This is a genomic window from Clostridioides sp. LIBA-7678 (assembly GCF_056716065.1).
In genome coordinates this window covers 44,449-70,310 of the sequence record NZ_CP196988.1, presented here as the reverse complement: position 1 = coordinate 70,310, position 25,862 = coordinate 44,449, and the positions used below count along the sequence as shown (strand labels likewise).

Genomic DNA, 25,862 nt, shown 5'->3' with positions numbered 1-25,862 from the left:
TTAACCTCCTTAAATGTTTGGACATGTATATAGCAAATAATAACCTGTATGTTTGGCAAAATTTTATTTAATATTTTCTGCAATTTTAATAAATTCCATCTTATCTTTTTTTGTTATTTTTTTTGTTTGGAGTCCCTTAGATAATATGTATATATTATTTTTATCATCCCATAATAATTGTTGTGTATTACCCTTTTCAACATATTGAGCATAATAATTATTAATTTCAATATTTTCTATTGTAGCTCCTTCAGTATTTAATGATACAATGTCTCTATCCATCGGCATTGTTTGATAAATTATGTAATCATCTAAATTATCTTTATATGTTATGACAAGATAATCTTCTTCCTTAACTCTCTCAACTTCTTTATATCCAAAAGGAATGTACTTAGGCTCTTTATGGGAATACGTTTTCTCCACATTAGGATTAATAAAATTATAATCAGTAAACTCTTTATAGATTTTTTTTATTATTCTCATTAGATTTTCTGGGAAAGCTTCAGTATTTACAGTTGTTATAGTAATTATTCCTGTTAAAACTATTAAAAGGATAATCACAATTTTTTTAAAGTGTTTATAATATGTATTTTCATTCCTTTTTTTATTTTTTTTAATAAGTTTATTCATTTTAGTTTCAAACTCAGGCGAAAATATATGATTAATATCTTCATCTCCAGGTAGCTCATTCAATATTTTTTCTTCTATTTCAGGAAGTTTAGAATACAATAGTTCTTCTATATCTAATTTATTCTTATTCATTTACTGACACCTCCATTTCATCTAAAAGTTTTTTTAATTTTTCTAAAGCTCTTTTATTTCTTTTGTATAAATTAACTTCTTTTATATTCAGTATCTTTGAAATTTCTTTATTAGAAAAACCATGACTATATTTTAATAACATTATTTGTAAATCTATCTGAGGAAGCTTCTTTAAAGCTTCTACTAAATTGATATACTCTCCTAGATTTTCAATTGATAAATCTAAGGAATTGAATTTATAATTTTCATCATTAATATCACGTATTTCTTCTCTTTTTCTTCTATTATAGATATTTATAGAAGTTCTCTTTACTATAATAACAACAAATCCTTTTGTTTTTATACTCTTAACATCATCTATTTTACTTAAATTATCTATTATTTTTAGAAATGAATTATGTACAGCATCTTCAGATAAAGACTCATCTTTCAAAATTTGATTTGCCACATAAAACATCAACTTCTTATATCTAATATAGATTTCTTCAAATTTACTTTTATCTTTTTCTGAATCTATAATAGCCAAATACATTAACATAATTAGCAGCCTCCTGTAAATGATTTTACTTTAATAGAATAATTATACAAGATTTTCAAAGGAATATGTGTATTAAACTTAAATTTAAACTATTATCCTATAGAATTATAAGAAAAAAAGAACTAGATTATCTAGTTCTTTTTTTCTTATAATCTTATAGGTATCCATTAGTAAAATATGTTATCAAAGTGGCTATAGCTATTAGCGAAATAATTATTATAACTTTTAACCATCTCTTCTTTATCGTTTTTGCTATAAAAACTACTGAAAAGGCTAGAACTATGCTTGATAACAATATTCCAATATTCATAGATATCAACTCATTTCTGTTTATTTCTATTGATAAACTGCTGATTGGCAATAATATTCTTCAATTTCTCCTGCAACTCCTATAGTTACCTTTATAGTTCTTATTTTATATGTCATTACACCTTTTGGGTCTGATACCATAGCCTAAAACTATAGAACCTGCTATAACTCCGATTACAGCTCCTCCAACGCCTGTAATTAATGCTGAAATATTATTCTATTTAACTATATAACAAATGAAACTCCATTTTTTAGACATATATATTTTTTAAAAAAAATTATTAGAATAAATAGATTCTATAACATTAGGGATAGATAGTGGATATTTAAATATAGGATTTTCAGCTATAGCAGATAGTAAAGAATTAATAGTTGGAGAAATAAAATTGCTTCAAGGTATGAAAGATAGATTATTAGAAAAAAATCAGTATAGAAGAATTAGGAGACAAAGGTTAAGATATAGAAAACCTAGATGGAATAATAGAAAAATAAAACAAGGATGGTTAGCACCAAGTTTACAACATAAATTGAATACTCATGTTAAATTTATAGATTATCTTAATACTATATTGCCTATCAGAAATATAGTATTAGAGGTTGCTAACTTTGATATACAAAAAATCAAGAACCCTGATATATCTGGTGTAGAATATCAGCAGGGAGAACAAATGGGTTTCTGGAATGTTAGAGAATATGTACTTCATAGAGACAGACATAAATGTCAAAATCCTAATTGTAAAAATAAGAGTAAAGAACAGATATTAGAAATACATCATATTAAGTACAAGAGTGAAGGAGGTTCTGATGCTCCTAGCAATTTAATAACTTTATGCAATAAGTGTCATACATCTCCCAATCATAAAAAAGGGAAATTTCTATATGATTGGTGTGAAAACGGTAAAAAAGTTAGAGGTTTTAAAGATGCTACATTTATGTCAATGATAAGATGGTATTTATTGGAGCAGTTGAAAGAAAAATATACTAACATTAGGGCAACTTATGGTTATTTGACTAAAAATCATAGAATTGAACATGGTATAGAGAAAAGTCATTTTAATGATGCTTTTGCTATAGCTAAAGGTGTTAATCAAGTTAGAAATTCAGAAATATTTAAAGTTGAACAATCAAGATTAAATAATAGAAGTCTTGAAAAATTCTATGATGCGAAATATATAGACAGTAGAACTGGTGAAAAAGTTTCTGCAAGTGAACTTAATTGTGGAAGAAGAACTAGAAACAAGAATTTAAATTCTAAAAATCTTAGGGTGTTCAGAGGTCAAAAAGTATCTAATGGACAAAGAAGAATAAGAAAACAGAAATCATTATATCAACCTAATGACATAATTAAATATGATGGGAAAGTTTATACAGTTAAAGGTAGTCAGAATGAGGGTAAATACATAGCTTTAAAAGAAATCAAAAAAGTACCAAGCGTAAAATTAATTAAACCATATATCTTTAAGAAGGGATTAAATTGGAGCTATGGATTATGTTAGTAGAAATCATTCTAAGTATTTGTTATTAATACATTTGATATTTGTATGTAAATACAGAAAAAACTTGTTAATTAAATTTGGTGATGAAATTAAACATATTCTTAGTAACATAGCAAAAGAAAAAGATTTAATCATAGTTGAAATGGAAGTTGATAAAAATCATGTGCATTTATTAGTTAAATATAGACCAATAGTTTCTATATTGGAGATAGTAAGATGGTTCAAGCAAATTTCAACTTATAGAATTTGGAGAATTAACAATAATCAATTATACCTTAACAAATATTTCTGGAAGGAAAAGACTTTTTGGTCAGATGGATATTTTGCTTGTAGTATAGGGAATATTTCTAAGGAAACTATTGAAAGATATATACATAATCAGGGGTAGGCTTACATCCACCAACCTAAAGGTATAGTGGTTTTACGCCTTGACTTATAAAAAAAGTGACAAAAATAAATAAGTTAAAGACCTCTTAGTATAATTTATATGCTAAGGGGTCTTTAACTTATTTGTTGTACGATATTTGTTAACTATTTTATATATATTTTTCAGTAGCCCCCTGCTCTTTTAAGCTCAAATCTTTTTCTCTTAATCTATTATTCTCAGCTTCTAGAAAAAGAATTTCTTTCTCTAGTTTTTGATTCATAGTTTTTAGTAAAAGAAGCTCACTATTTAAGTTTGTATTCCCATTTCTTAATGGAGGAAACTCATCATTTGTGTCCCCATGTTTTGGTGGAAGAAGCTTTTCTTCCTTATTTAAAGAATTTATCCAGGACCTTAATGTAAAAAAACGATTAGTCATTTCTGGCATGGAAAACATAATAAAGACGGCCGACATTACCAACAAGAACATTTGCCAAAGCGATTCACTATATATACTTTTATATTGTATAAAAACATCATAGGAGAATATATATGCAGCTATTAAAAATATTGTTATGCTTTCAAGACTATCTTTAAGCCTGCTAAACGAACCATGTATTAATATTCTGAAATAAGAATATGTACCAGGTTTCATATAATTATAAGGAATTTCATATAAAAGCGCTGAAATTACAAATAAAATAAATGCTATTGCACTAAGCACTGTGAAAAAACGTAATCCAACTGACAAAAATAATGAGATATATCTAAGAATTGTATCGCCTAAAATGACTTTTACCATTGAAAATGTATTACTCCAGAAAAAATTGCAAACTGACAATATAATTATCATCATATAAAAGAATGATTTTATATACGCAATTTTAAGTTGTAGTTCATGTTCATCTTTATTTAAAAACCATGTATAAAAAGCTACCATATTTTATTGTATCCTTTCAAATTTTAATTTGTATATTCTACATACTACACGGATAGTTCGCCCTAAATTAATTATAAGTTGTACAAGCTTCTCTTTACAACAAAAAAAGTTAAAAACTTCAAGAACTTTTATTTATAAGAGTTTAAATCTAAAAATTAAAAAAGATATTTACTAATTAAAATATTCAAACACAAGCACCCAATATAAATAGCTTAAGAGATATTTATAAGTATCTGATAGTACCAGCATAACCACACATGCTTTAAGTAGCAGGAGCAGAGATACTACTAGCATCTACTAGACCTTTATATCTATCAGTTATATCGAAATTCTATCTACAACTAATCCCTTTGACTTTAAATCATTTAAAACACTATCAGAAATAGAACTTGTTCACCAAGTAAAAATATATTTTAAGTTCTCTTGAATTATTATAGTCTAAGTATATCATTTTATGTTTTTTAATATAAAAGTATATTTTATAATATAAAAATATATTAAAAAATATACTTTTATACTTTACTTATATATTTTTATATTTTATAATATAATTAATTTAAAAAAGAAAAAAGGATTGGGGGATTTTTTATGGAAAATATAACTAAAGTTATAGCAAGAAAGTATGCAGAGGATATATTGACAACTGTAAAAGACTATAAGGACATAAAATGTGTTATTTGCATAGAAAGTGGAGAATTGAAACTTTGTATACTATCTAAAGAAGAATACAATGAAGAAAGTAAAAACTATGATAGTGAAGTATGTATAGAAAATGTTATAAATAAAATGAAAATGGAAAGATTTGATTTAGAAAGTATCTCTGATTTTTGTTTTACTACAGCTAATTATATAATTGAAGAATATAATTCTAATCTAGAAGATTTTAAAAGGGATATTAGAAAATTGTGTGGAGAAAAACTACTAACTTCAAATTTTAACAATTATGTTCCAGAGCTATACAATAAATATTTCAAAGGTAATTTAGATATTTTTGTTGATAGCTTAAATATACATTTGGAGGGAAAAAGAATTTATAAGTCAAAGGAAAGAAATCTTATTATAACTATTAAATTTTTAATTATACAAGAAGATGTTGAAAATGTTTTAAATTCATTAATAGAGATAACTAATGTTAACATAAATAAAAATACAGGAGGTGAAAACTGTTAAAGTAAATCTATGAAAAAACAATACAAATAAGTTTGTTTATAGATTTGTGATAATGGGATAATTATGAAACTATTAAAATTTTGCATTATTATATGTATAGTTATTTTTCCAATACTAGGTTTCTCCTCATTAGATAAATCTACTGAGAATAAAATTATAACAACTAAATGTGCTTTAAATCTTGTTGAAAATGAAGTTCCTTATGAATCAAAATATGAAGGATATAAAAAGAATCAAATTGATGGGACTACAATTTTATACTATAGCTATAAAAATGCAACTCATATAGTTACATTATCTCATACTGAAAATAGCTTTTTAAGGACATTTAACTGGAATGAAGTTTATAACATAAAATATGAATAAATATATTAATCTACATAATGAAGCTTATTATATTTATTATAATGATAATAAATATTAATAATATAAAAAAAGACAAATAAGTAACTTTCTATATTAACTCATTTGTCTTTTTAATATTTATATAAAGCTTAAAAGGCTCTTTGTCAATGACACCTGAGCCTTTTAAATAAATAGAGCGTACAATTTTGGTACCTTTTTTATAATATTTCTCTTCTCTCTATTTTGAATTTTATTTTAAAATTATTTTATTATTAGTATACTACTTTCTATAGATAACGTAAATTAGTTAATATAAAATATTTTTTTCTCTTATCTCAGCTTTAGTTATTTCTTTCAACTCTTCTACATTCTTACCTGTAACTCTATTATCTTGCCAAATGATTTGATAATCACTTCCAAAAACAAGGTCTAATGCATCTAATAATTCTTCATATGTCAACATACTGTCAACTATCTTTATAGAAGATATGTCAATCTCATCAGATTTTGTCTTACATATGATAGTAAAGTCTAAAAATTTAGCTATATCTATAACATCAGTAAATTTAATGTATCCTAATTTTATTTTTTGATAAAAACTAACATATTTACTCTCTTCTCCATTTAATTTTTTATTTAATGCTTTAAATGAGATTCCTCTTTTTGCAATAATACCTTTTAAATCTATAATCAAACTCATTTTATCAACTCCTTGTATATATTTATTATAAAATAAAAAAATATACTTTTAAAGTATATTTTTATATTTTATAATAAATAAATATATATATTTTTTGCATTTGAAAAGTCGATAAATAGCTATATTATACTAAAAATCTATAAATATATGATTAAATTATAATAAAGCTTTATATAGACTTCTAATGCTTTTTATCTTCTTGAATGATTAAATATATTATTAATTATCTCTAGCCTTATTAGAGCTTATTTAAATGGCTCATATTTTCCACCTTATTTTCTATATTTTTCTATATATTCAAATAATGCCATACTTAACAAATCAGTCTTTTGATATTCATGATTCTGTTCACAAAATGTATCAAAAGCATCTCTAGCTTCTTCATTCAACCTAAATGTTTTTCTAACAGTTTTTTTGGAAGGTAAATCTATCTTTATAGTGCACTTCTCTTCTACTTCTATAATTTCATCAATATTTTTTTCAGAAAACCAATTTAACATACTTTGTATTTTTTCATAGTCCTGAGAGAACCATTGTAAAACTTTTTGTATTTTTCCATAATCTTTTATTAATCCCATCATATTGTCTTGAAATTGTTTACTAGATACTAAATTATGAACATTGTCACTATCTATAATTAAATTATTTTTTTCAAAATATTTCAATTTATCTTTTTTATTTGTCATACTTTTTTCACCAGTATATACAAACTTATCATTGATTCTTTTATATCCCCTTGAAGTTAAAAATTTTCTAATACTACTTTCAGATGTTTTAAGCTCTACTGAAATTTTCGTTAAGCTATCTCCATTAGATAGCAGTTTATTAACATAGTCTATAATATATTTTATATCTTTGCTTTTCAAATCATCCCAAAGCATAAATTTCCTCCTCTACTTTATAAATTTTACTGTCATACTTTATTCACCACATAAGATATAAGTTCTATCTATTTTATGATATTACCTTTATCCAATTATAAATTATAGTAATATCATCACTTTGCGAAATTTTTAACCAATTAAAATGTCCTTTAATTTATTCTCTAAAAATTATATGATTAGTTCAGGTAGCTAAATAAATTGATGAGGGAGATTGAAGAGTATGTTTATGTATAATGATTCAAGAACTAGTAAAATGGTAGAAGTTTGTGGTCTAAGGAATAGGACTGAAATTAGTGATGAATCTGACTTAGATATAGACAAAATAATTAACTTTGCATATATGGAAGTTGCAAATCTTTTTGAAAATAAATATAAATTTATTAATCCTAGCTTTGATGGCTATTTTATAATCGATAGAGTTTATATAAAACAAGAAGGTATAAAAGAGTTCACAAAGTTTCATCTGTTAGGATATTTATGTTTAGAAAAAGATGAGAAATGTATTACATTAAATGAATATTATAAAAATCTTAGTGAGGATAGAAAAAGTGAACTTGGAATTCCAGAATACAAAACTTTGCAAAGACGTTGGAATGAGCTAAATATAAATAACCATATTTATAATGAAGAACATGATTTTAAAAAATATAAGAATAAGAAAAAATGTCATGATATATCACAATATCAAATCAATGAATTTGAATTTTTATTAAAAAATTATGATACTGATTTTTTAAAGTCATTTCGTATAAAAACACCTAATAAATTAAACTTTGATAAACTTACAAAGTATGTAAAATCTGCAAGAAATTACACATTTAATTCAAATGATAAATTAAAAAATATCAAACTTTATCAACTTGAGAGAAGAACTTCATTCGAATTAATCAAAGAGATAGTTAATCAAATAGAAAAAGATAGCTATGATTATTTAAATGATAATAGAAATTATGTTTTTAAATTATACCGATTTCTAATGAAAATTCCAGATATAAAAAATAGAAAAAAATATATTGAAATATTTTTCAAATTAACAGATGAAGATAAGAATACATTACTTGAAGAATTAATTGATTTAGACATTATATATAAGATTTTAATACCATATTCACTTTATCTTATCAATGGATATAAAAAAGAAGAAATACAAAAATATACAAAGGAGATAGAAGAATCATTCCCAGAATATTATAATTTAGATGAATATGAGACTGTAGAATCAGCAAATAATAATGTTGAAATTTATGAGCATATTTTTAAGAAGATTAATCTCCTTAATGAATTATTTTCCACAGTAGAAAAGATATTTATTATAGAAAATAATTCAAAAAAATTAACTCCAAATATGAAAGATAGCATAGAAAAGTTTAAAAAATTTGATAATGAATTTAAAATCTTAGACTATGAGGATATGGAAGGATTATTAAAAGAAGCAAAACTTATATATAAAAATATTAAATAAAAAACTAAGAGAGGAAGATGTTAAAATGATAAAATGCGATTTATGTGGGAGATATTTCCACGCTGATGAAATTGATAGTTGCCCTAATACAAACTGTTCAAAAGAATTATGTCCAAGCTGCTATCAAGAACATGTTACAATATGCCTAAATAGCTCTTTTGAAGATGATGATTATGCAGAAGAAAAATATCCAAGTGAATGCCCTTACTGTGGTGAAGAATTAGAACTTGACCTAGAGACTGAAGGAGATACTATTATTGAATATTTAATATGTCCAAATTCTGATTGTGATAAAAATTTTAGTATTCTCTATAAAGAAATTCATAATGAAGATTAAAGAATAGAATAAAGGAGTCATTCTAAGATTTTAAATTAAGGTTGGCTCTTTTATTAATTTTAGAAAACAATCATACTCAATTCTATGTTAAAATAAGATAAATAATTGTAGTACCAGAAAGGGTTATTTTAATGGAAAAATATACACTGTTAAATCTTGAGAATAAAAAATTTAATATCTATGGAACATTTGGAGCAAACTTATCTTCAAAAGGTATGTTATACAAATGGACTGCAACACTTAATAATCAATTAATTTATATAAAAACTGGTGTTAGATATAGAAATACATATAGTAATATACAACCAATTACAGAAGCTTTAGTATCAGATATACTAGATACTTTAGATATAAACCATGTAGAGTATTACTACACTAAATTAGAAAAAGATGATAAAATTTTTGATGTATGTTATTCTTATGATTTCGCAAAAGACTCCAGGTATATTACTATGAGAGAATTTGTTGGCAATAGCGACCTTGACTTATACACTTATTTAATTAAAGAGCTTAATGTAAATAAAAGAGAACTAGATACTATGATAATAGTAGATTTTATAATAAATAATATAGATAGACACCTTAGAAATTTTGGGATGTTGGAAGATGAGTCTAAAAATTTAACTTTCGCTCCACTGTTTGACCACGGGTTTTCACTTTATGGTGATAAAAGTGATGAAGAACTACAATTAGATTCACCTGAAGACTTAGAGCTAGTTGATGACTGTAAACCTTTTAAAAATTCACATTATGAGCAAATAAAATTAGTATCTGACATTCATTTAAAAGTTAATTTATCTGAACTATTGAAAATTGTTGACAGCTATAGGGATTTATTAAAACCACATAGAATCAATTGTATTAAATATTTATTGAAACTGAGGATAGAATATTTAATAGAAAGAGGTGTTTTATATGAATAATTTAGATATGATGATAGAACCTAATAATAATGATAATAAAAAAATAAGATATAAAAAAGCTTCTCCACGTAAAATTATAAGACCTTCTTCTCCTTGTGATTCTTATTTTTTAAAATATAAAAATGAAACTACAGGGACTATTATCTATAATTTTATAAAAGATAAATTTATATTTAAGCCCAACAAAAATTATAAAGGGATAGAGCCTTTCCCTATAACAAGATTAAAAAATATTGAAGATATAACTGATGATATGTGGGATGAATTTATAAGGATTTGGATAAGTGAGAGAACTATCCAAGAATGTAGACCTGAAGTTAATTCTATTTTGAAAGAATTGAAACTCAATCATTATAATGAATGGGATATCTGTAGAAAAAACCTAGCAATGAGTATAGAGGATTATTTTTGGATTACAAAAGATAATAGTCTTGATTATAAAGACTTTAATATAAGATATTGTGCATTAAATGGAAAAGAACCTAAATATAAAGCTCCTTTTCCTATAGAAAAATATCCTAATTATCTTGAAAAAAGAAAATATATAAACTTTTATTAAAAGCAGCAACCTCACATTATGTTTATATATATGTATAATTAAGTTGTACAACTTTTTTAAAATTCAATGTGAGGAGATATGATGAAATGGATATATTTAAATTTGAAGCTGAAAGAATTTATGCCACAATTTTAGTTGCTGATATTAATATCCCACAGATAATAAAGATTATAAGAAGAACTAATAAGACTGTGACATATGAAAAAAATGGTGAAGTTAAAAGAGCTAATATTTATTTACACAAAGATACAGAATATATAAAATTAGGCAAAGGCTCTATGAAAACTGTATTTTATGCTAAAACCGATTTAACACGTTAAGAATATTTAAAATATAATTTAATACCAATGATAAAAGAAGTAGAGGTATATCAATTGATATACCTCTACTTCTTTTATCATTGGTATTATTTCTAATATCACTAATATTACGTTTGTCTATATAAATTAGTATATAATTATACTTAAATGCTAACTTATTTGGAGGATATTAAAATGGACTTATTTATGAAAGAGATAGAAGACCCAAGATACAAGAATCTAATTGAAATAACTGTATCACATATAAATGAAATTTGCGTGTATGGACAATACTTATTCAATCTAATGAATACAGATAAGGATAATAAAAAATCTGATGCTGTAATACTATTTTTATTTAGAGATTTATTAGAAACAGTAGATGGTATTCAGTCACTATTTAAAGGTTCATCTATAAATATATCTGATATGTTATTCAGAAATATGTTTGAGCTTTCCTTAAGTCTAGATTATATATTCTTAGATGAAGAGTTATTAGAAAAAAGAGCTTTATCTTATGAAGTCACTAATATACATGAAAAAATTACTCTATATGAAAAATTTAATACAGATAATGCAGAATATGAAAATTTCAGAGAAATAATAGGAGAAGATATATATAATATTTTTACTCCTGAGAAATTGAACTCACTTGCTGAAAATCTAAGAAGTGTATTTGAAAAATATCCTGAGTATAAATCTGTTGATGAAGATAGAACTAGAAAAAAAGATGCAATTAACTTAAAAAGACGTAAACGACATCTTCGTGATTTAGAGCCTAAATGGTATCAAATACATAGTACTGCTTCCAATTTAAGAGGATTAAGCAAGTTATTAAATATGGAAAAATATTATTTAATTTTGTACAGTGAATGGTCAAAAAAATTACATGGATTAGCATCTATGGAAGCTCTTAAATCTGTTAATAATAAACCATTTGTACAAAATCCTAAAGTTCCTAAAAATCCCCAAGATGTTATAATGAAGATTGAGCTTATACGGAGCTTAATGACCAGTTGTTATATAAATATATGTAAATATTTTTTAACTGATGAAGACTTTGAAAATCTTGCTATATGGTACAGAGGAATAAAAGAAAAAGAGTCTGATATATCCAAGAAGTGGAGTAAGATTATTATATTGAAATAAAAAGCTGAAATCCTTATGTTTATATATGGTGAACAGGGTATGATAAAAGTATTACTATTTCCCAAATAGTTGTTTAATTGATTTTTTAAATTAATTTGTTTTGTTTATTCAATTAAGATACATCCTCATACAAGTAGCTCATATTCTTTTTTTCAACAATATATAAAGGTCCTGAAAAAATTCAGCCTATTATATCTGATGAATAAAGTATGATAAAAGTATCATATTTACAAATCCCAAAATCTACTATATTGTATACATGTAAGAAGATAATTATTATTATATTTTTAAGAAAGGACAAGTGGTTACATGAAGGAAGACTGTATAAGTATCCATATAGTTTTATTAGGAACACAGTTACATCTATCTACAATTAAAAAGTTGGACACATATCATTCAGATTTATTTCGTATAAAATCAACAAGCTCAATTGCAACACTTCCAGACACAGATTTACCTTATTGGTCATATAGCAAAGATACTATTTCTTCTTTAGTTAAATCTAATTCTGAAGCAGATATTATTATTGCAATTATTGAAAATAGAATTGAGGGTAATTATTTCACAAGGAGATTAAGTGATAGAAGTCTTGTTTTAACATTCTATGAAGCAGAAACAATTTTACGAGATGCAAATATTGACTTGTTCAATTATTTATTGATAACAATTTATAAAACAATAACAATGTATCGATTTTCAAATAATGTACTAAGTAAAGATAGTTCAAAGTTTGTACATGATGAAACTAGAAGTTGTATTTTTGATATGCTTGGGAATAAGTATGATTTGGTGTACTCTACTTCAAATGCATGTCTTTGTCAACAATGCGAAGCTTATTCGGAAAAAATAGATTTACCATCTGATTACATTACTACACTTAAGAAAGAATTGAAAAAAATTCGCAAAACTAGGTATATTCGTCTTACTGATTTTATAAAACAAAAACCAATAATATCATTGATAATTACTGCTATTTTCTCTGTTATTCTTAATGTTTTATCATGTTATATTTTTGAATTACTATTTAAATAAAAAGAAAATAGCGTGTACTTATTATTCTAAGTATCTCTTATTTTTCAATAATACATAAAGGACCTGAATTTCTTCAGGTCCTTTTATTTACATCTGATGAATAAAGTATGATAAAAGTATCATTATTAATTCAACACAGTTAAATAGCTAGTTTCTTATTTTAAAAATAAGTTTTTAAATATTTCTTCTAACACTGGTATTGCTATTGAATTACCAGCCATTTTATATTGTTGACTTGCACTTATACCAGCTTCTTTGATTAATTGAATATCTCTATCATCCATCCCCATTAATCTAAAGCACTCAGTTGAAGTAAGTCGTCTTATTTTAAAGCCTGGAGCCATTTCTAATATGGCTTTTTTCCCTCCATAGCTCTTAGCACATATAGTACCACAAACATTGCTATTATATAATCTGATACCTTCATCACATCTTAATTCACAAAATAATTTATCTTCTAAAAGAACCATTGGAGGTGCTTTATAATCACCTGCTGTTAGGCTTCTTGAAATATATTCAGCATTCATAACAGTATTACTCTGATGTTTCTTACCATTTTCACTCTTTTTGATAAATCCAACTTCTATTTTTGATATATCAAACTTTTTGCTAATTTTATTTAATAAATATGTCTCATTTGGTATAAATTTATTTAAAAGAACATCTGAAAGATAACATTTATCAGGGACATTTTCCTCTAATATATCATTTATGTTAGTTTTTAATGGAACTCCTTCTGGAAATTCATATTTTTTATGTTCTCCTAAAATACTTACCATGAATACACGTTCTCTATTTTGTGGAATATTGTAATCTTTAGCATTTAGTACTTTCCAATAATTAGAATATCCTTGTTCTCTTAACCACGCCTCCCAAGAGTCAAACTCAGGTTTAAACTTTTTCCCAACTAAGTTTTTGACATTTTCCATAAGCAAATATTTTGGCTTACAATATTCTATTATCCTTTGACACTCCCATAATAATCCACTTCTAGTCCCACTTCCTTTACTTAATCCTAGCATTCTACCAGCTACAGATATATCAGTACAAGGAAATGAATATGTGAATAAATCATGTTCAGGAATATCTTCTACATCTATCTGACTTATATCACCTAGATTATTTGTTTTGCCATGTATTGCTTCATATGCCTAATTGTATAAACTTCATGATATTTCATTAATATGTAAAAGATTAAATTTGATATAGGAATATAACTTTATAGAAAAAATAAATTTTGAAAATATAAAGCCTATACTTTTTATTTATAGACGCTACTCTATAAATGCTATTTCGATTACTCTAATAGCCACTTTTTTTCAAAAGTGTAAAGACTATTTCACCATCCTAACTAATATAGGAGCAGACCGTTTCTTCCACCCATAACTTGTGGCTTTACTCTTTAAGATAGTCGTTGAAGGTTTTCCATATCTGTAAAAAGACTTAGGAACTTCCTTGCAGAACAGCCATTTTTTTAATACTTAGGATTTAACCATATATTATCTAGAATATTTTTTTTACTTTCGTCACATTCAAGCTTATTTTTTCAAATTACTTTGTAGTTATTCTAGCTTTAGGCTTTACCTGCAATTAAATCTGTTTCTTATGCAAATTACTCTACATAAGCAGTACAAGTTTATATGTATAATTATAGACTCTCTTTTACTGTATCGCATATTTGTCTATCTCACTTATCGCAACAACCTCATAATCCAAATTTATATTTCTTAATGCTATTGATTGACTACCATACCCACTAAATGCTTCTATTACTCTTAATTTTTTCATATAAATTACTCCTCTCATTAAAAGAGGCAATAGCTTATTGCCTCTTCACCTAATCAAATTTAATGTCTGAAACTTTATTCCATTCAATTTCTCTAGTAAAATCATCTTTTTGATGAACTAGTTTTACTACATGACATGCATTATTATAGCTATAGTATAAAACAGTAGTTCCTCTGACTTGGTCTTTTTTATAACCTTCGTATTTAGCTTCACTTGGAACTTTACTATCTACTAAATCAAATGCAGTTTGTGTAGTTATTATTTTAGCTTTCTGTGAAGTTATTACTGTAATTGAACATATCATTACACAGATAAAAATTACTGTAATAGCATACATCTTAAGCCATTTCATTATATTCCTCCTATTTTAATGTATTATTAAAATAAGTTATCTCTCATAATTTATTATTTATATATTTAAACTTTATCAATACAAAATCAATCTGTTTGTAATGATATAAAGCTTAATCCTTGTTAATTATATTCGTCCTGCTATATGTAAAAAATTTATCTATATATTTTTATAGTACAAATTTACTCGTTTTTATTTGCATCATAATATGCCTTCATTATTCTATTCTTTCCATTTTCAAAGTGCTCTTTTCCTAACTCAATGCCAATAAAACGTCTATTGGTATTGGCACATCCTACACCTGTTTGACCTGAACCATAACAATTATCAAGTACAATGTCACCCTCTTGGGTATATGTTTTTATTAAGTATTGTATTAATTCCAATGGCTTTTGACATGGATGAATACAATTAACTTCTTTATTAAAATAAAGTACATTTGTTGGATAATTAGTATACTCAACTGAAAATTCTTTTTCATATATACCATTATGGTATATACCTTCTTTTTTCGGTTTTCCTTTAGTCATTTTAATTGGCTTATCTAATTTTACTATTCCTTGAGGAGTATACATTGGCATTTTTTTATAAAATACATTAATATCTTCAACTTTTCTCATGGGCTGATACTTAGAAAAAATATGTCCTGTTGAAGTATTTTTTACCCAGTACCAAGAATATTTATAATTTTTTTTGTTTGAGTAAATTAATTCTGTTGTAAATGGTTGTGCTGAAAAGAGAACAATTGCTCCATTAGGTTTAATTATTCTGTTGTATTGTTTCCAAAGCTCATCTAAATCTATCATTTCATCCCACTTACAATTTGTAACATTATAAGGGAGGTCGCAAAGTATTAAGTCGATTTTTTTATCTTCTATTTCATCTCTCATTACTTTTAAGCAATCGTCATTGTATAGTTTATATTGTTCTATGTCTTTAATCATCTTAAAATCCTCCTAATAATGTAATAGATGTCATTTTTACTATACATGTATGTAAACGAATATAATTATACTTTACCACCCCCCTTCAAAGACCTTATATACAAATCTCTTTGGGTTTTAATATATTCAATTTTCTGTCAAATATAATTTTATCTAAAATTATCAATATAATTCAATTATTAACTATTTTTATATTTTATTTTGTTACAGTACTGTCTGTATTTTCAATTATTATCTCATCATAACCTTCTGCATGTGTAGTTCCTGTTGTTATTCCATCTAATATATTTTGTACTGAAGCTAAATCATCATTAGCTTTACTTATTTCCTCATTTATAGTAGTAATATCTGTAGAGTCATCTTCGCTACCAGAGTTTCCTTTTAATTCATTGTATCGTTCAGTTAATCTAGTTCTCTCTTCTTTCAAACGATTTACTTCTGCTATCAATTTTGTTTCTCCCTCTGATAGTAGTTTCGCATCATTGTCTAGACCTTGTAGTGTATTTATAATATTATTGGCTGTATCGCCACCTGTATAAGTCATTGCAATTACAGAAACAGATACTGTTGCTATGCCTAATGCAGCTAGCTTTTTAAGATTTTTCATAATACTTTTCCTCCTAATCTGTTAATGCAGGGAAATTATCATCATCCAAATCAAATATTCCCATATATCCAGTATAACTATCATCATTAGTGCCTGTCATTCCAGTAAAAGCCACTTTATTCCCAGCTAATAAAGACATATTTGTTATTTTTAAATCATCTTGAGGTTTTATGGTTTTCTTTAAAGTACCATCTGAAGATATTACCATTATGCTACTAAAATAATTAGATACTAATATATCACCATTGTTTAATGCAATGTCATACTTATTTCCTATTAAATCTTCAGTTTGGATTGTACTTTCTATTGTTCCATCTGTAGTTATTGTACTGATTGTTTTTACTGCATAAATTACACATTTCCCATCTTTTTCTTCAACTACACACGTTGGTCTTGAACTATTTCCATTATAATAAGTGTAATCATCACTTATTTTAATTGTCCATGACTTTGTCCCATCTTTTGTATACTTTGTAGCAAAAGGGAAAGCTGCACTAGAAGTTATACCATCATAAGTTTTATTTGCATAACCTACCACAATTATATCTCCGTTTGACATTTCTATTGCATTTCCAATATTAACATTTCCACCATTACCATTTATTTTAGACTCCCATTGCTTATTACCCACACTATCAATACATATAACTCTTGAATAAGCACCAGCTGACATACTACCAACACATAGATAGTTCCCATTTTTAAGTTCTATAATATTTTCAATTGTCTCAACCATTGTATCTCCACTATCAAATTGTGTTGTGAACTCTATTTCACCTTGGGAATCTAATTTTATTATGTGTGTTGTATTTGTTGTTAATTTTCCTAGTGAGCTTGTTAAGCTTTTATCTTGAGAAGTAACAAGTATTAAAGCTCCACCATCTTTTGTTGCTTTACATAGATTTACATTGCTTACACTAGTATTACTTAACTCTTTATGCCAAACCTCTGTTCCATTAAGATTCACCTTTTGAAATATAGTCTTTCCAGCCTTTGTACTATTATTAAATTTATTTAATACTAATAACATGTTATTATCTTTCAGTAAACAACTTCCTTTTACTGCACTTATATCATCTATTCCTTTTAGTTTTCTTGCATAATTTTCACTTCCGAATTCTGGTAGAACATAACCATCATTCATAGCTTCAGCATAACCTGCAATATGTTCTTTAACTGGAGTATATTTAGATAAAGCTTCTTGTATCCTATTTGCATCACTATTAGCTTTATTTAGTTCTTCCTTTGCCTTTGCTAATTCACCTGTAGCCTTTCTATATGCCATAGAGCTTGTCCTACCATTATTTTCTAATTTAGCTATTTCTGATTCTAAAGTACTTATCTGACCTTTTATTTCTTTTGCTTTTGCTATTAATTCTTTTTCGCCTTCTTTTAATAAGGTAACTCCTTCTTGCATTTTTGTTAGCTTTGTTTTAGCTTGTTCAATTATTCCACTACCATCCCAAGTCAATAATGCACCAGCTGCTAATGTTGCACTTAGACCTAGTGCTATAAACTTCCCTTTAGAATTTAACATGTCTAAAATACGATGCCAAAAACTTACTTTGACATATTGCTACTCAAAATATGTTCAAATATACCCATAGAAATTTTTCTTGTTTCTCAGAACCTCATTTTTTCTGGTCCAGTACAAGATTAAATTCCAAAGTTAGTCTTTTGAATATATAAATGTTTTTAATTTTAAATTAATTAATATTTGCATTCAAATCTATATCTTATTTTTCACATATTAGAAACTTTAAACTCTTCAATAGCTATATAGGTAATAAGTTCTAATACCATTTAATATTTAATGATATTTTTATATTTTGACTATCTACTTTGGATATTTTGACGAGTAGCTACTCCTTTCTTTATATTTTCATTCCAATCTTTCATATTTTCTTGAAAGCTCTCTTTAATTTATTTTTCATTTCACTAACTATTGAAGTTTTATTATTTTGATTAGAAGCTGAATTTATATATACTTATAAATAAATTAAATAATATATGAGTATATATATTATTTATAAGTAGTAAAAATATATTTCAACTTCTTATTTTTATATTTATAATAATAAATATTATATCTAAACTTATATATTATATATTTTCTATATATATATAATATATATTCTAATTATTTATATAACATTATATATTCTAAAACTATATGTATATATTATTTTTATATTTATATTCTTTTCTTGTCTTGTTTTATATAATTTATCTTAGTTCTGAATTATTTAAACACTTTATTACATTTACCAATAATTTAATTTTCTCATTTTTTACTCTATCTATATTTCCTTTAAAATTATCCCCTAGAAAATTATCTATTATATACAAAACACTTTCACTCATAAAAGTATATATGGCCATAACACAACTATTAGGATTTACTCTAAAAATCAATTTTATATATTTTCGATTATATCCAATTAATAGTGCATGATTATTATTTTTGTATTTTGTATTTTTAACAGATAAATTATGGCTTTCAAATATCCCATTTATTCTTAAATCATGCTCATTTAAAATAATTCTTGTAAAGTTATTTAGACCTCGACTACTATATGCTTTTTCATATTCTAACAGTAATCTTAATCGTGTCTTTTGATTTCTTTCAGCTTTTTGCTTAAAATCATATCCTAAAATGTACTTTCTTATTGAGTATGATATTGAATTTGAGTATCTTACTAGTCTAAAGCTTCTATTCCCCTTCTGAGTAGCATAACAAAGTATAATGTATGACCAATCTGAAGAATGTATAATTCCAAATTTGGTAGTACATGCCCATTCATCAGTAATATTTTGCCTATATTTTTTTAATAAAATTTCTATACTATATTCACCTATTACATCTTTTACCATTTACATTCAACTAAGTTCGTTAATCCTAGCCAGTTCTCTTATGAACTTCTTATATTTTCATATAAGTGTAGACTATATCATCACCTAATTGGTGTCCTCCGCTTCCACTCACTTGAGTGTACTTCTATGATAAGAATAGTCGTTGAAGGTTTCCCTATTCAGGACTTCCCTGCTGATTACCCATTAAAAACAGTGTTTAGGATTTAACCATGCACCATCCAGTTAATTTTTTCTACTTTCGTGACATTCACACCTATCCATTTTTCATGATTATGTTTTAGTTTAACTAGCTTTAGGGAGTTCCAGCAATTCAAAGGATTTTGTATAAACAAATTAAAATATGTTTATACTTCCATGCTCTTTATAAACATGGGAGGCTATCAACTAAAGTTAGTTACCTCTCTTACCACAATACGTCACCCCATTTGCTTATTTCTGCCAAATACTAAATAAAATTTTAATTAAAAAATAAGAGGGAAAATTCCCTCCATACATAATTACATAATATACTCTCTTATTCCTCTAATATTATTTTGTAGAATTAGAATAAGATACATTTAAAACAACAAATTTCATTTTTTGTCAGCTAAAATAATATATATATTAATATATTATTTAATAATATATTATATATATCTATATATCCTTTAGTAATATATTATATATACTTTTAAAATAAATATTGTAAATTAAATTTAAAAATCATCTGAACTAGCATTCGTTTAATAAGCTTGGTAAAACTTATAACTATAGTTGCAAGAAATCATAATATCATCCCTCCAACCTACTTTTTCTTCACTTAATAATCTCTAGTGTTGTGTTGTTTTTTTGTTTAATAACTATAAGATTTTTGAGAAACTGTTGTACTTATATTGTCCAGTTTATTTTATGTAGAAAACATATTAACAACATTTACGTTGACAACGTAAACGTTGAGTGTTATTATATAAATATAACAACAACGTAACCGTTGATAAAGGGGTGCATGTATATGTTTAAAGAACTTAATTTAGAAGATGCAAAATACTTATTAGATAATTTTGCAAGTTATTTTAAAGCTTTTGATTATCTTGATGAAGATGATGACTTGAAAAAATATTCTATAAAAGGTTTAAATAAAGCATACGTAAAATATATTGAAAAATCTGTTTTTACTGGAAATGATGACATTAGTATATTTGTTAATACTTACAATGATTATTTAAACTTTATAAAAGAAAACAAAGAGGAGTTTTTAGTGATTTTAAGAAAAGCTAAAAACATGTCTGATGCCTGTAGTATTTCTGACTACTTCGCTTCAAGGAATAACTATAGTAAGTTAGAAGGGGAATGGTTATCTATTAAAGAAATACAAGATTATTTAGAACAAGATTATTATGTATATATTGTAAAAAATAAATATTTTAGAATTGAACGAGAAATAGATAAAATTGATGAGCTAATGCAATATAAAGTGTTTACTTTCAAAGAAGCAACTACTCTATGGGGGCTAGGTGAAAGTACACTAAGAAGTGTTATAAGACAAAATAATCTTATTGAAGGTATCGACTATCGAAAAAGTGGAAGTAATTGGCTTATAACAGAAGATGCTATGTTGAAGCTATATGGTAAACCTAGCGTCATTGTCAATGACTGATACTCCCACACCAAAGGTGTGGGTTTTTTAAGCACTATATGAAATTCTACAATATTCTATATTTAATCACTAATCATCTTTTGGATTATGTTGGAAAAAATCTAAATAATGCTTTATAATTAAATTAAATAAACTATTTTTGTAGTATATTACTGTGGGGGGGTAATTCCAAATGGCTTTTAAAAAAAGATTCAAGGATATAGAAAGTACACAAATACATCTAAGTACAATCTATAAAAGGAATAATAAAAAACTAAATATAAAAAAGAAGTGCAGCTTTATTATAAGTGGTTTACTTATTAGTTCAACACTTCTTGGTTTTTCATCTTTAGATAGTGTTGTTTATGCTGATGATGGAAATAACAACTTAAAAGTAAGTAAGGAAACAACATTAGGTAATAGAAAAGAAGTTGATAACTATTCTATTCAAGCATCAAATAATATTGATACTGCTATAAAAGTATCACAAAAAGGCTGGACATCTGCAACAAATATAATACTAGTTAAAGATAATGGTTTAGCTGATTCTCTATCTGTCACACCTCTTGCTAAAGCTTTAAATGCTCCAATACTAGTTACAAATCAAGATTCTATACCAAGTAATACTATGGATGAGATAAATAGACTTGGTATAAAAAACGTTATTTTAATTGGTGGCACAAGTTCTATTTCTGATAATGTTTTAAATACTCTAAAGGCAAAAGGATTAACTGTAGATAGAATTGGTGGGAATGATAGACAAGATACTTCTTTAAAGATAGCTAAGAAGCTTAATGATACAAATAAAATAGATAAAGTTGCTATAACTGATGGATATAAGGGATTAGTAGATGCAAGTAGTATTTCTGCTCCTGCTGCCAAAAATAATATGGCTATCTTATTTATAGATAAAAATATGAAAGATGATACAAAGCAATTTATTGATAAAAATTCACAAAAGAATTATGTTATTGGTGGAGCTTCTACAGTTGATGATGCTATAGTAAAGCATTTAAATGCAACTAGACTCTCTGGAGATAATAGAAAAGATACAAATGCTAGAGTTATAAGTGAATTTTATGGAAAAGTTAATAATGCTTTTATAACTAAGGATGGTTCAAACAATGAAAATCAGCTTATGGATGCACTTGTTATATCTAATTTAGCTGCTAAAGATGATTCAGTTGTTATTCTTGGAAATAATGGATTATCAGATAAGCAAAAAGATGTATTGAAGAAAGTTAATCCTGATAAAATTACAAAAGTAAATAATGGTGAAAATGATAAAACTTATTCTGATGCAATAGATGCATTTAATAGAAATGACTCAAATACTCAAAATAACCAAAATGTTCCTGGGATAAAAGTTAATGGCAACAAGGTAGCTATAGCTCCACAAAAAGACATGACAATAACTAGAAACTATCCTAAAGGTGGTACTTATATAATAGGTACAGAGATAAAAGGTCAAATAAAGGTTAAATATGGTGACCCAATTAGAGGTGCTCATGGATATGGATGTACTACTCAAGAGGAATATGATAAAGTATTAAACTGGGGACTAAATGTGATGAGTACATTAGATTTAAATAAATGTCCAGATTGGGTTTACTGGTCAAAATATTATAAGATTGGAAACATCCCAGATAATGATTATGTAGATAATACATTAAATTCAGTAAATTTAGGTGAGACTTATGAAGCCTGGACAGTAGAAAATAAATATTTGCTTTATGCTATTGATAAGGGGATTATGTCTAAAGAAGATGTAGAACAATTAATCATATATAAAAGTGCAGTTGGTCATGCTGTAAGAAATCTACCTCAAACAACAGACCCTTTGGATGCTTCTCCAGCTTCTGCATATGATGTTCTATTTAGACAGAAATCTGATTGTGATGCAAGTGCTCAAGTGTATCTTATGATAAGTGATTTATGTGGTGCAAATGGAGCAATAATTGGTGACAGAAGCCATGCTGATTTTTGTATGTTAAGTGGAAACTATTGGTGGATTAATGGAGCAATGCCAGATAAATTTAAGAAGAATGATAATATCTTTAAAATGTGTGTTTTAGCTGCTCCAGCATATAATATAGATTATTTATGGCAATAAAATGTACTAATCCATTTCTTTATGTGGAGTAGTATAAAATTAGAAGCTAGTTGACTAATATAAGATAGAAAATGTATAATATATATAAAGATACGAATTTGTATCTTTAGGACATAAAAAAAAGAGACTACAACTATTTACGGTAGGGTGTCTCTTCATTTAATAAGACTTACTCATTAGTTTGAAGAATCACCTGAATGGCCGTTCGGGTGATTCTTAATTTTTTGTAACGTTTTTTTAAACTCATCTATTTCTTTAAGGAGTCTATTCAAATTCTGAACCAATTTAATCAAACTGATTGTTATGGTTGTTAGAAATGTTATTATCGTTAACAAACAAATTAAATATTTCATGATATCACCTCCCCTCTTGATGTGACATGGGAGGTCTATGTAAATAAATATTCACCCTAATAGTTTTCTATGTAGTCTCTAAACAGATTATACCACAACTTACCATTTTGACAAATATGATGATTATTTGATTCTAATGTAAACAAAAAAGAAAATATTGCAAAAAATTAAGAATCACCCGAATAGCACTTCAGGTGATTCTTCCTCTAATTAACACTTAGCTTATTTATGAACAGACACCCTACTACCACTATACCTTTAGGTTAGTGAATGTAAGCCTATTCATAATTCTAAATATCAGATGTACTAATAACAAATACTTAGAATGATTTCTACTAACATAATCCATAACTCCAATTTAATCCCTTCTTAAAGATATATGGTTTAATTAGTTTTACGCTCGGTACCTTTTTGATTTCTTTTAAAGCTATGTATTTACCCTCATTTTGACTACCTTTAACTGTATAAACCTTCCCATCATATTTAATCAAGTCATTAGGCTGATATAATGATTTCTGTTTTCTTATTCTTCTTTGGCCATTAGATATTTTTTGACCTCTAAACACCCTAAGATTTTCAGAATTTAAATTTTTATTTCTAGTTCTTCTTCCACAATTAAGTTCACTTGCAGAAGCTTTTTCACCAGTTCTACTGTCTATATATTTTGCATCATAGAATTTTTCAAGACTTCTATTATTTAATCTTGATTGTTCAACTTTAAATATTTCTGAATTTCTAACTTGATTAACACCCTTAGCTATAGCAAAAGCATCATTAAAATGACTTTTCTCTATACCATGTTCAATTCTATGATTTTTAGTCAAATAACCATAAGTTGCCCTAATATTAGTATATTTTTCTTTCAACTGCTCTAATAAATACCATCTTATCATTGACATAAATGTAGAATCTTTAAAACCTCTAACTTTTTTACCGTTTTCACACCAATCATATAGAAATTTCCCTTTTTTATGATTAGGAGAGGTATGACACTTATTACATAAAGTTATTAAATTACTAGGAGCATCAGAACCTCCTTCACTCTTGTACTTAATATGATGTATTTCTAATATCTGTTCTTTACTCTTATTTTTACAATTAGGATTTTGACATTTATGTCCGTCTCTATGAAGTACATATTCTCTAACATTCCAGAAACCCATTTGTTCTCCCTGCTGATATTCTACACCAGATATATCAGGGTTCTTGATTTTTTGTATATCAAAGTTAGCAACCTCTAATACTATATTTCTGATAGGCAATATAGTATTAAGATAATCTATAAGTTTAACATGAGTATTCAATTTATGTTGTAAACTTGGTGCTAACCATCCTTGTTTTATTTTTCTATTATTCCATCTAGGTTTTCTATATCTTAATCTTTGTCTCCTAATTCTTCTATACTGACTTTTTTCTAATATTCTATCTTTCATACCTTGAAGCAATTTTACTTCTCCAACTATTAATTCTTTACTCTCTGCTATAGCTGAAAATCCTATACTTAAATATCCACTATCTATCCCTAATGTTATAGTTTGAATATATTCAGTATCTGTCTTATATAATAATTGTATAGTAAATGGATTAACTCTTTTAACAGTAGCTTTCTTTTGTTTTAATAATTTTCTAGCCTTTGCATTATTAGTCGGCATTAACGATTTTCCTTCAAAACTAATCACATATACCATAATATAATCCTCTTAGATAATTTAACCTCACCTTATGGTGGTAGACTCTCTTCGCCAATGTTATGAAAGGTTTTAAATATATCACACTTCACCTACCATCAGTGATGTTTAATAATATATCGTAGAGTTCAGGACTAGAGAAGTATCTTGAAGTACCTATATATTCTTACATAACGTAGTGTAAACTTAGGCTATTCAACTAGCTTTTTACAAGCTACTACCCTTTAAAGTAGTTGGCAGTTGACGTCTTAATGATACA

The 25,862-nt window shown here is 26.1% G+C and carries 26 protein-coding genes; 13 read left to right on the top strand and 13 right to left on the bottom strand.

The window, feature by feature from the left end; all coding sequences use genetic code 11:
• Positions 1-63: 63 nt before the first annotated feature.
• Both ACTG46_RS19840 and ACTG46_RS19835 read right to left on the bottom strand, forming a co-directional pair.
• Entirely contained in the window at positions 64-762 is a 699-nt protein-coding gene (locus tag ACTG46_RS19840) for a DUF4367 domain-containing protein (protein WP_479924160.1), read from the bottom strand.
• Positions 755-1,300 carry an RNA polymerase sigma factor gene (locus tag ACTG46_RS19835; protein WP_479924159.1) on the bottom strand — a complete coding sequence of 182 codons (546 nt, stop codon included), beginning with the start codon at positions 1,298-1,300 and terminating at the stop codon, positions 755-757. The genes ACTG46_RS19840 and ACTG46_RS19835 overlap by 8 nt, the downstream gene beginning before the upstream one ends.
• Positions 1,301-1,899: 599 nt before the next feature.
• Here ACTG46_RS19835 and iscB (ACTG46_RS19830) point away from each other — a divergent pair.
• Both iscB (ACTG46_RS19830) and tnpA read left to right on the top strand, forming a co-directional pair.
• The gene (gene iscB / locus ACTG46_RS19830; RefSeq protein WP_479924282.1) at positions 1,900-3,105 is read left to right on the top strand and encodes an RNA-guided endonuclease IscB; all 1,206 of its coding nucleotides are present in this window, start codon (positions 1,900-1,902) and stop codon (positions 3,103-3,105) included.
• Complete coding sequence (gene tnpA / locus ACTG46_RS19825) at positions 3,092-3,493, top strand: IS200/IS605 family transposase (protein ID WP_479924158.1); 402 nt, start codon at positions 3,092-3,094, stop codon at positions 3,491-3,493. Before iscB (ACTG46_RS19830) ends, tnpA begins: the two co-directional genes overlap by 14 nt.
• Positions 3,494-3,641: 148 nt before the next feature.
• Here the strand turns inward: tnpA and ACTG46_RS19820 are convergent, their stop codons facing one another.
• The gene (locus tag ACTG46_RS19820) at positions 3,642-4,409 is read right to left on the bottom strand and encodes a bZIP transcription factor (protein WP_479924157.1); all 768 of its coding nucleotides are present in this window, start codon (positions 4,407-4,409) and stop codon (positions 3,642-3,644) included.
• Between the two features lie 588 nt (positions 4,410-4,997).
• On the opposite strand from ACTG46_RS19820, the gene ACTG46_RS19815 reads away from it, so the two are divergent.
• Together ACTG46_RS19815 and ACTG46_RS19810 are read left to right on the top strand one after the other, a co-directional pair.
• Positions 4,998-5,579, top strand: a complete 582-nt coding sequence (locus tag ACTG46_RS19815) for a hypothetical protein (RefSeq protein ID WP_479924156.1) — start codon at positions 4,998-5,000, stop codon at positions 5,577-5,579.
• Positions 5,580-5,642: 63 nt separating this feature from the next.
• Positions 5,643-5,945: a hypothetical protein gene (locus tag ACTG46_RS19810; protein WP_479924155.1), complete on the top strand. Its 303-nt coding sequence runs from the start codon at positions 5,643-5,645 to the stop codon at positions 5,943-5,945.
• A 286-nt stretch (positions 5,946-6,231) separates the two neighbouring features.
• Here the strand turns inward: ACTG46_RS19810 and ACTG46_RS19805 are convergent, their stop codons facing one another.
• Both ACTG46_RS19805 and ACTG46_RS19800 read right to left on the bottom strand, forming a co-directional pair.
• Positions 6,232-6,624: a hypothetical protein gene (locus ACTG46_RS19805; protein ID WP_479924154.1), complete on the bottom strand. Its 393-nt coding sequence runs from the start codon at positions 6,622-6,624 to the stop codon at positions 6,232-6,234.
• Positions 6,625-6,896: 272 nt separating this feature from the next.
• Complete coding sequence (locus ACTG46_RS19800; RefSeq protein WP_479924153.1) at positions 6,897-7,505, bottom strand: integrase; 609 nt, start codon at positions 7,503-7,505, stop codon at positions 6,897-6,899.
• A 223-nt stretch (positions 7,506-7,728) separates the two neighbouring features.
• Between ACTG46_RS19800 and ACTG46_RS19795 the strand changes: the two genes are divergently transcribed.
• The 7 genes from ACTG46_RS19795 (at position 7,729) to ACTG46_RS19765 (ending at position 13,269) form a co-directional block, all read left to right on the top strand.
• Positions 7,729-8,970, top strand: coding sequence for a hypothetical protein (locus ACTG46_RS19795; protein ID WP_479924152.1), 1,242 nt, complete (start codon positions 7,729-7,731; stop codon positions 8,968-8,970).
• Between the two features lie 25 nt (positions 8,971-8,995).
• On the top strand, positions 8,996-9,307 hold the full coding sequence (locus ACTG46_RS19790; protein ID WP_479924151.1) for a hypothetical protein: 312 nt from the start codon (positions 8,996-8,998) through the stop codon (positions 9,305-9,307).
• A gap of 131 nt (positions 9,308-9,438) precedes the next feature.
• Positions 9,439-10,230 (top strand): HipA domain-containing protein, encoded by a 792-nt coding sequence (locus ACTG46_RS19785; RefSeq protein ID WP_479924150.1) that lies wholly within the window; start codon positions 9,439-9,441, stop codon positions 10,228-10,230.
• On the top strand, positions 10,223-10,789 hold the full coding sequence (locus ACTG46_RS19780) for a hypothetical protein (protein WP_479924149.1): 567 nt from the start codon (positions 10,223-10,225) through the stop codon (positions 10,787-10,789). The genes ACTG46_RS19785 and ACTG46_RS19780 overlap by 8 nt, the downstream gene beginning before the upstream one ends.
• An 86-nt stretch (positions 10,790-10,875) precedes the next feature.
• Positions 10,876-11,109 (top strand): hypothetical protein, encoded by a 234-nt coding sequence (locus tag ACTG46_RS19775; protein ID WP_479924148.1) that lies wholly within the window; start codon positions 10,876-10,878, stop codon positions 11,107-11,109.
• A gap of 174 nt (positions 11,110-11,283) precedes the next feature.
• A complete protein-coding gene (locus ACTG46_RS19770) occupies positions 11,284-12,237 on the top strand; it encodes a DUF5677 domain-containing protein (protein ID WP_479924147.1) in 954 nt (317 codons plus the stop codon).
• 309 nt (positions 12,238-12,546) lie between these two features.
• Positions 12,547-13,269 (top strand): hypothetical protein, encoded by a 723-nt coding sequence (locus ACTG46_RS19765; protein ID WP_479924146.1) that lies wholly within the window; start codon positions 12,547-12,549, stop codon positions 13,267-13,269.
• 155 nt (positions 13,270-13,424) lie between these two features.
• On the opposite strand, the gene dcm is transcribed toward ACTG46_RS19765, so the two are convergent.
• From dcm to ACTG46_RS19730, 7 genes are all read right to left on the bottom strand, one after another.
• A complete protein-coding gene (gene dcm / locus ACTG46_RS19760; protein WP_479924281.1) occupies positions 13,425-14,408 on the bottom strand; it encodes a DNA (cytosine-5-)-methyltransferase in 984 nt (327 codons plus the stop codon).
• A 523-nt stretch (positions 14,409-14,931) separates the two neighbouring features.
• On the bottom strand, positions 14,932-15,057 hold the full coding sequence (locus ACTG46_RS19755) for a hypothetical protein (RefSeq protein WP_479924145.1): 126 nt from the start codon (positions 15,055-15,057) through the stop codon (positions 14,932-14,934).
• Positions 15,058-15,106: 49 nt separating this feature from the next.
• Positions 15,107-15,409 carry a hypothetical protein gene (locus ACTG46_RS19750; RefSeq protein ID WP_479924144.1) on the bottom strand — a complete coding sequence of 101 codons (303 nt, stop codon included), beginning with the start codon at positions 15,407-15,409 and terminating at the stop codon, positions 15,107-15,109.
• Positions 15,410-15,591: 182 nt separating this feature from the next.
• Positions 15,592-16,353: a DNA-methyltransferase gene (locus tag ACTG46_RS19745; RefSeq protein WP_479924143.1), complete on the bottom strand. Its 762-nt coding sequence runs from the start codon at positions 16,351-16,353 to the stop codon at positions 15,592-15,594.
• 196 nt (positions 16,354-16,549) lie between these two features.
• Positions 16,550-16,960, bottom strand: a complete 411-nt coding sequence (locus ACTG46_RS19740) for a hypothetical protein (protein ID WP_479924142.1) — start codon at positions 16,958-16,960, stop codon at positions 16,550-16,552.
• Positions 16,961-16,973: 13 nt separating this feature from the next.
• Positions 16,974-18,497 carry a hypothetical protein gene (locus ACTG46_RS19735; RefSeq protein WP_479924141.1) on the bottom strand — a complete coding sequence of 508 codons (1,524 nt, stop codon included), beginning with the start codon at positions 18,495-18,497 and terminating at the stop codon, positions 16,974-16,976.
• A gap of 689 nt (positions 18,498-19,186) precedes the next feature.
• Positions 19,187-19,834, bottom strand: coding sequence for a hypothetical protein (locus ACTG46_RS19730; protein WP_479924140.1), 648 nt, complete (start codon positions 19,832-19,834; stop codon positions 19,187-19,189).
• A 991-nt stretch (positions 19,835-20,825) separates the two neighbouring features.
• On the opposite strand from ACTG46_RS19730, the gene ACTG46_RS19725 reads away from it, so the two are divergent.
• Both ACTG46_RS19725 and ACTG46_RS19720 read left to right on the top strand, forming a co-directional pair.
• Entirely contained in the window at positions 20,826-21,470 is a 645-nt protein-coding gene (locus tag ACTG46_RS19725; protein WP_479924139.1) for a helix-turn-helix domain-containing protein, read from the top strand.
• A gap of 172 nt (positions 21,471-21,642) precedes the next feature.
• Positions 21,643-23,562 carry a cell wall-binding repeat-containing protein gene (locus ACTG46_RS19720; protein ID WP_479924138.1) on the top strand — a complete coding sequence of 640 codons (1,920 nt, stop codon included), beginning with the start codon at positions 21,643-21,645 and terminating at the stop codon, positions 23,560-23,562.
• Between the two features lie 688 nt (positions 23,563-24,250).
• Here the strand turns inward: ACTG46_RS19720 and iscB (ACTG46_RS19715) are convergent.
• Positions 24,251-25,603, bottom strand: coding sequence for an RNA-guided endonuclease IscB (gene iscB / locus ACTG46_RS19715; protein WP_479924137.1), 1,353 nt, complete (start codon positions 25,601-25,603; stop codon positions 24,251-24,253).
• Positions 25,604-25,862: the final 259 nt, after the last annotated feature.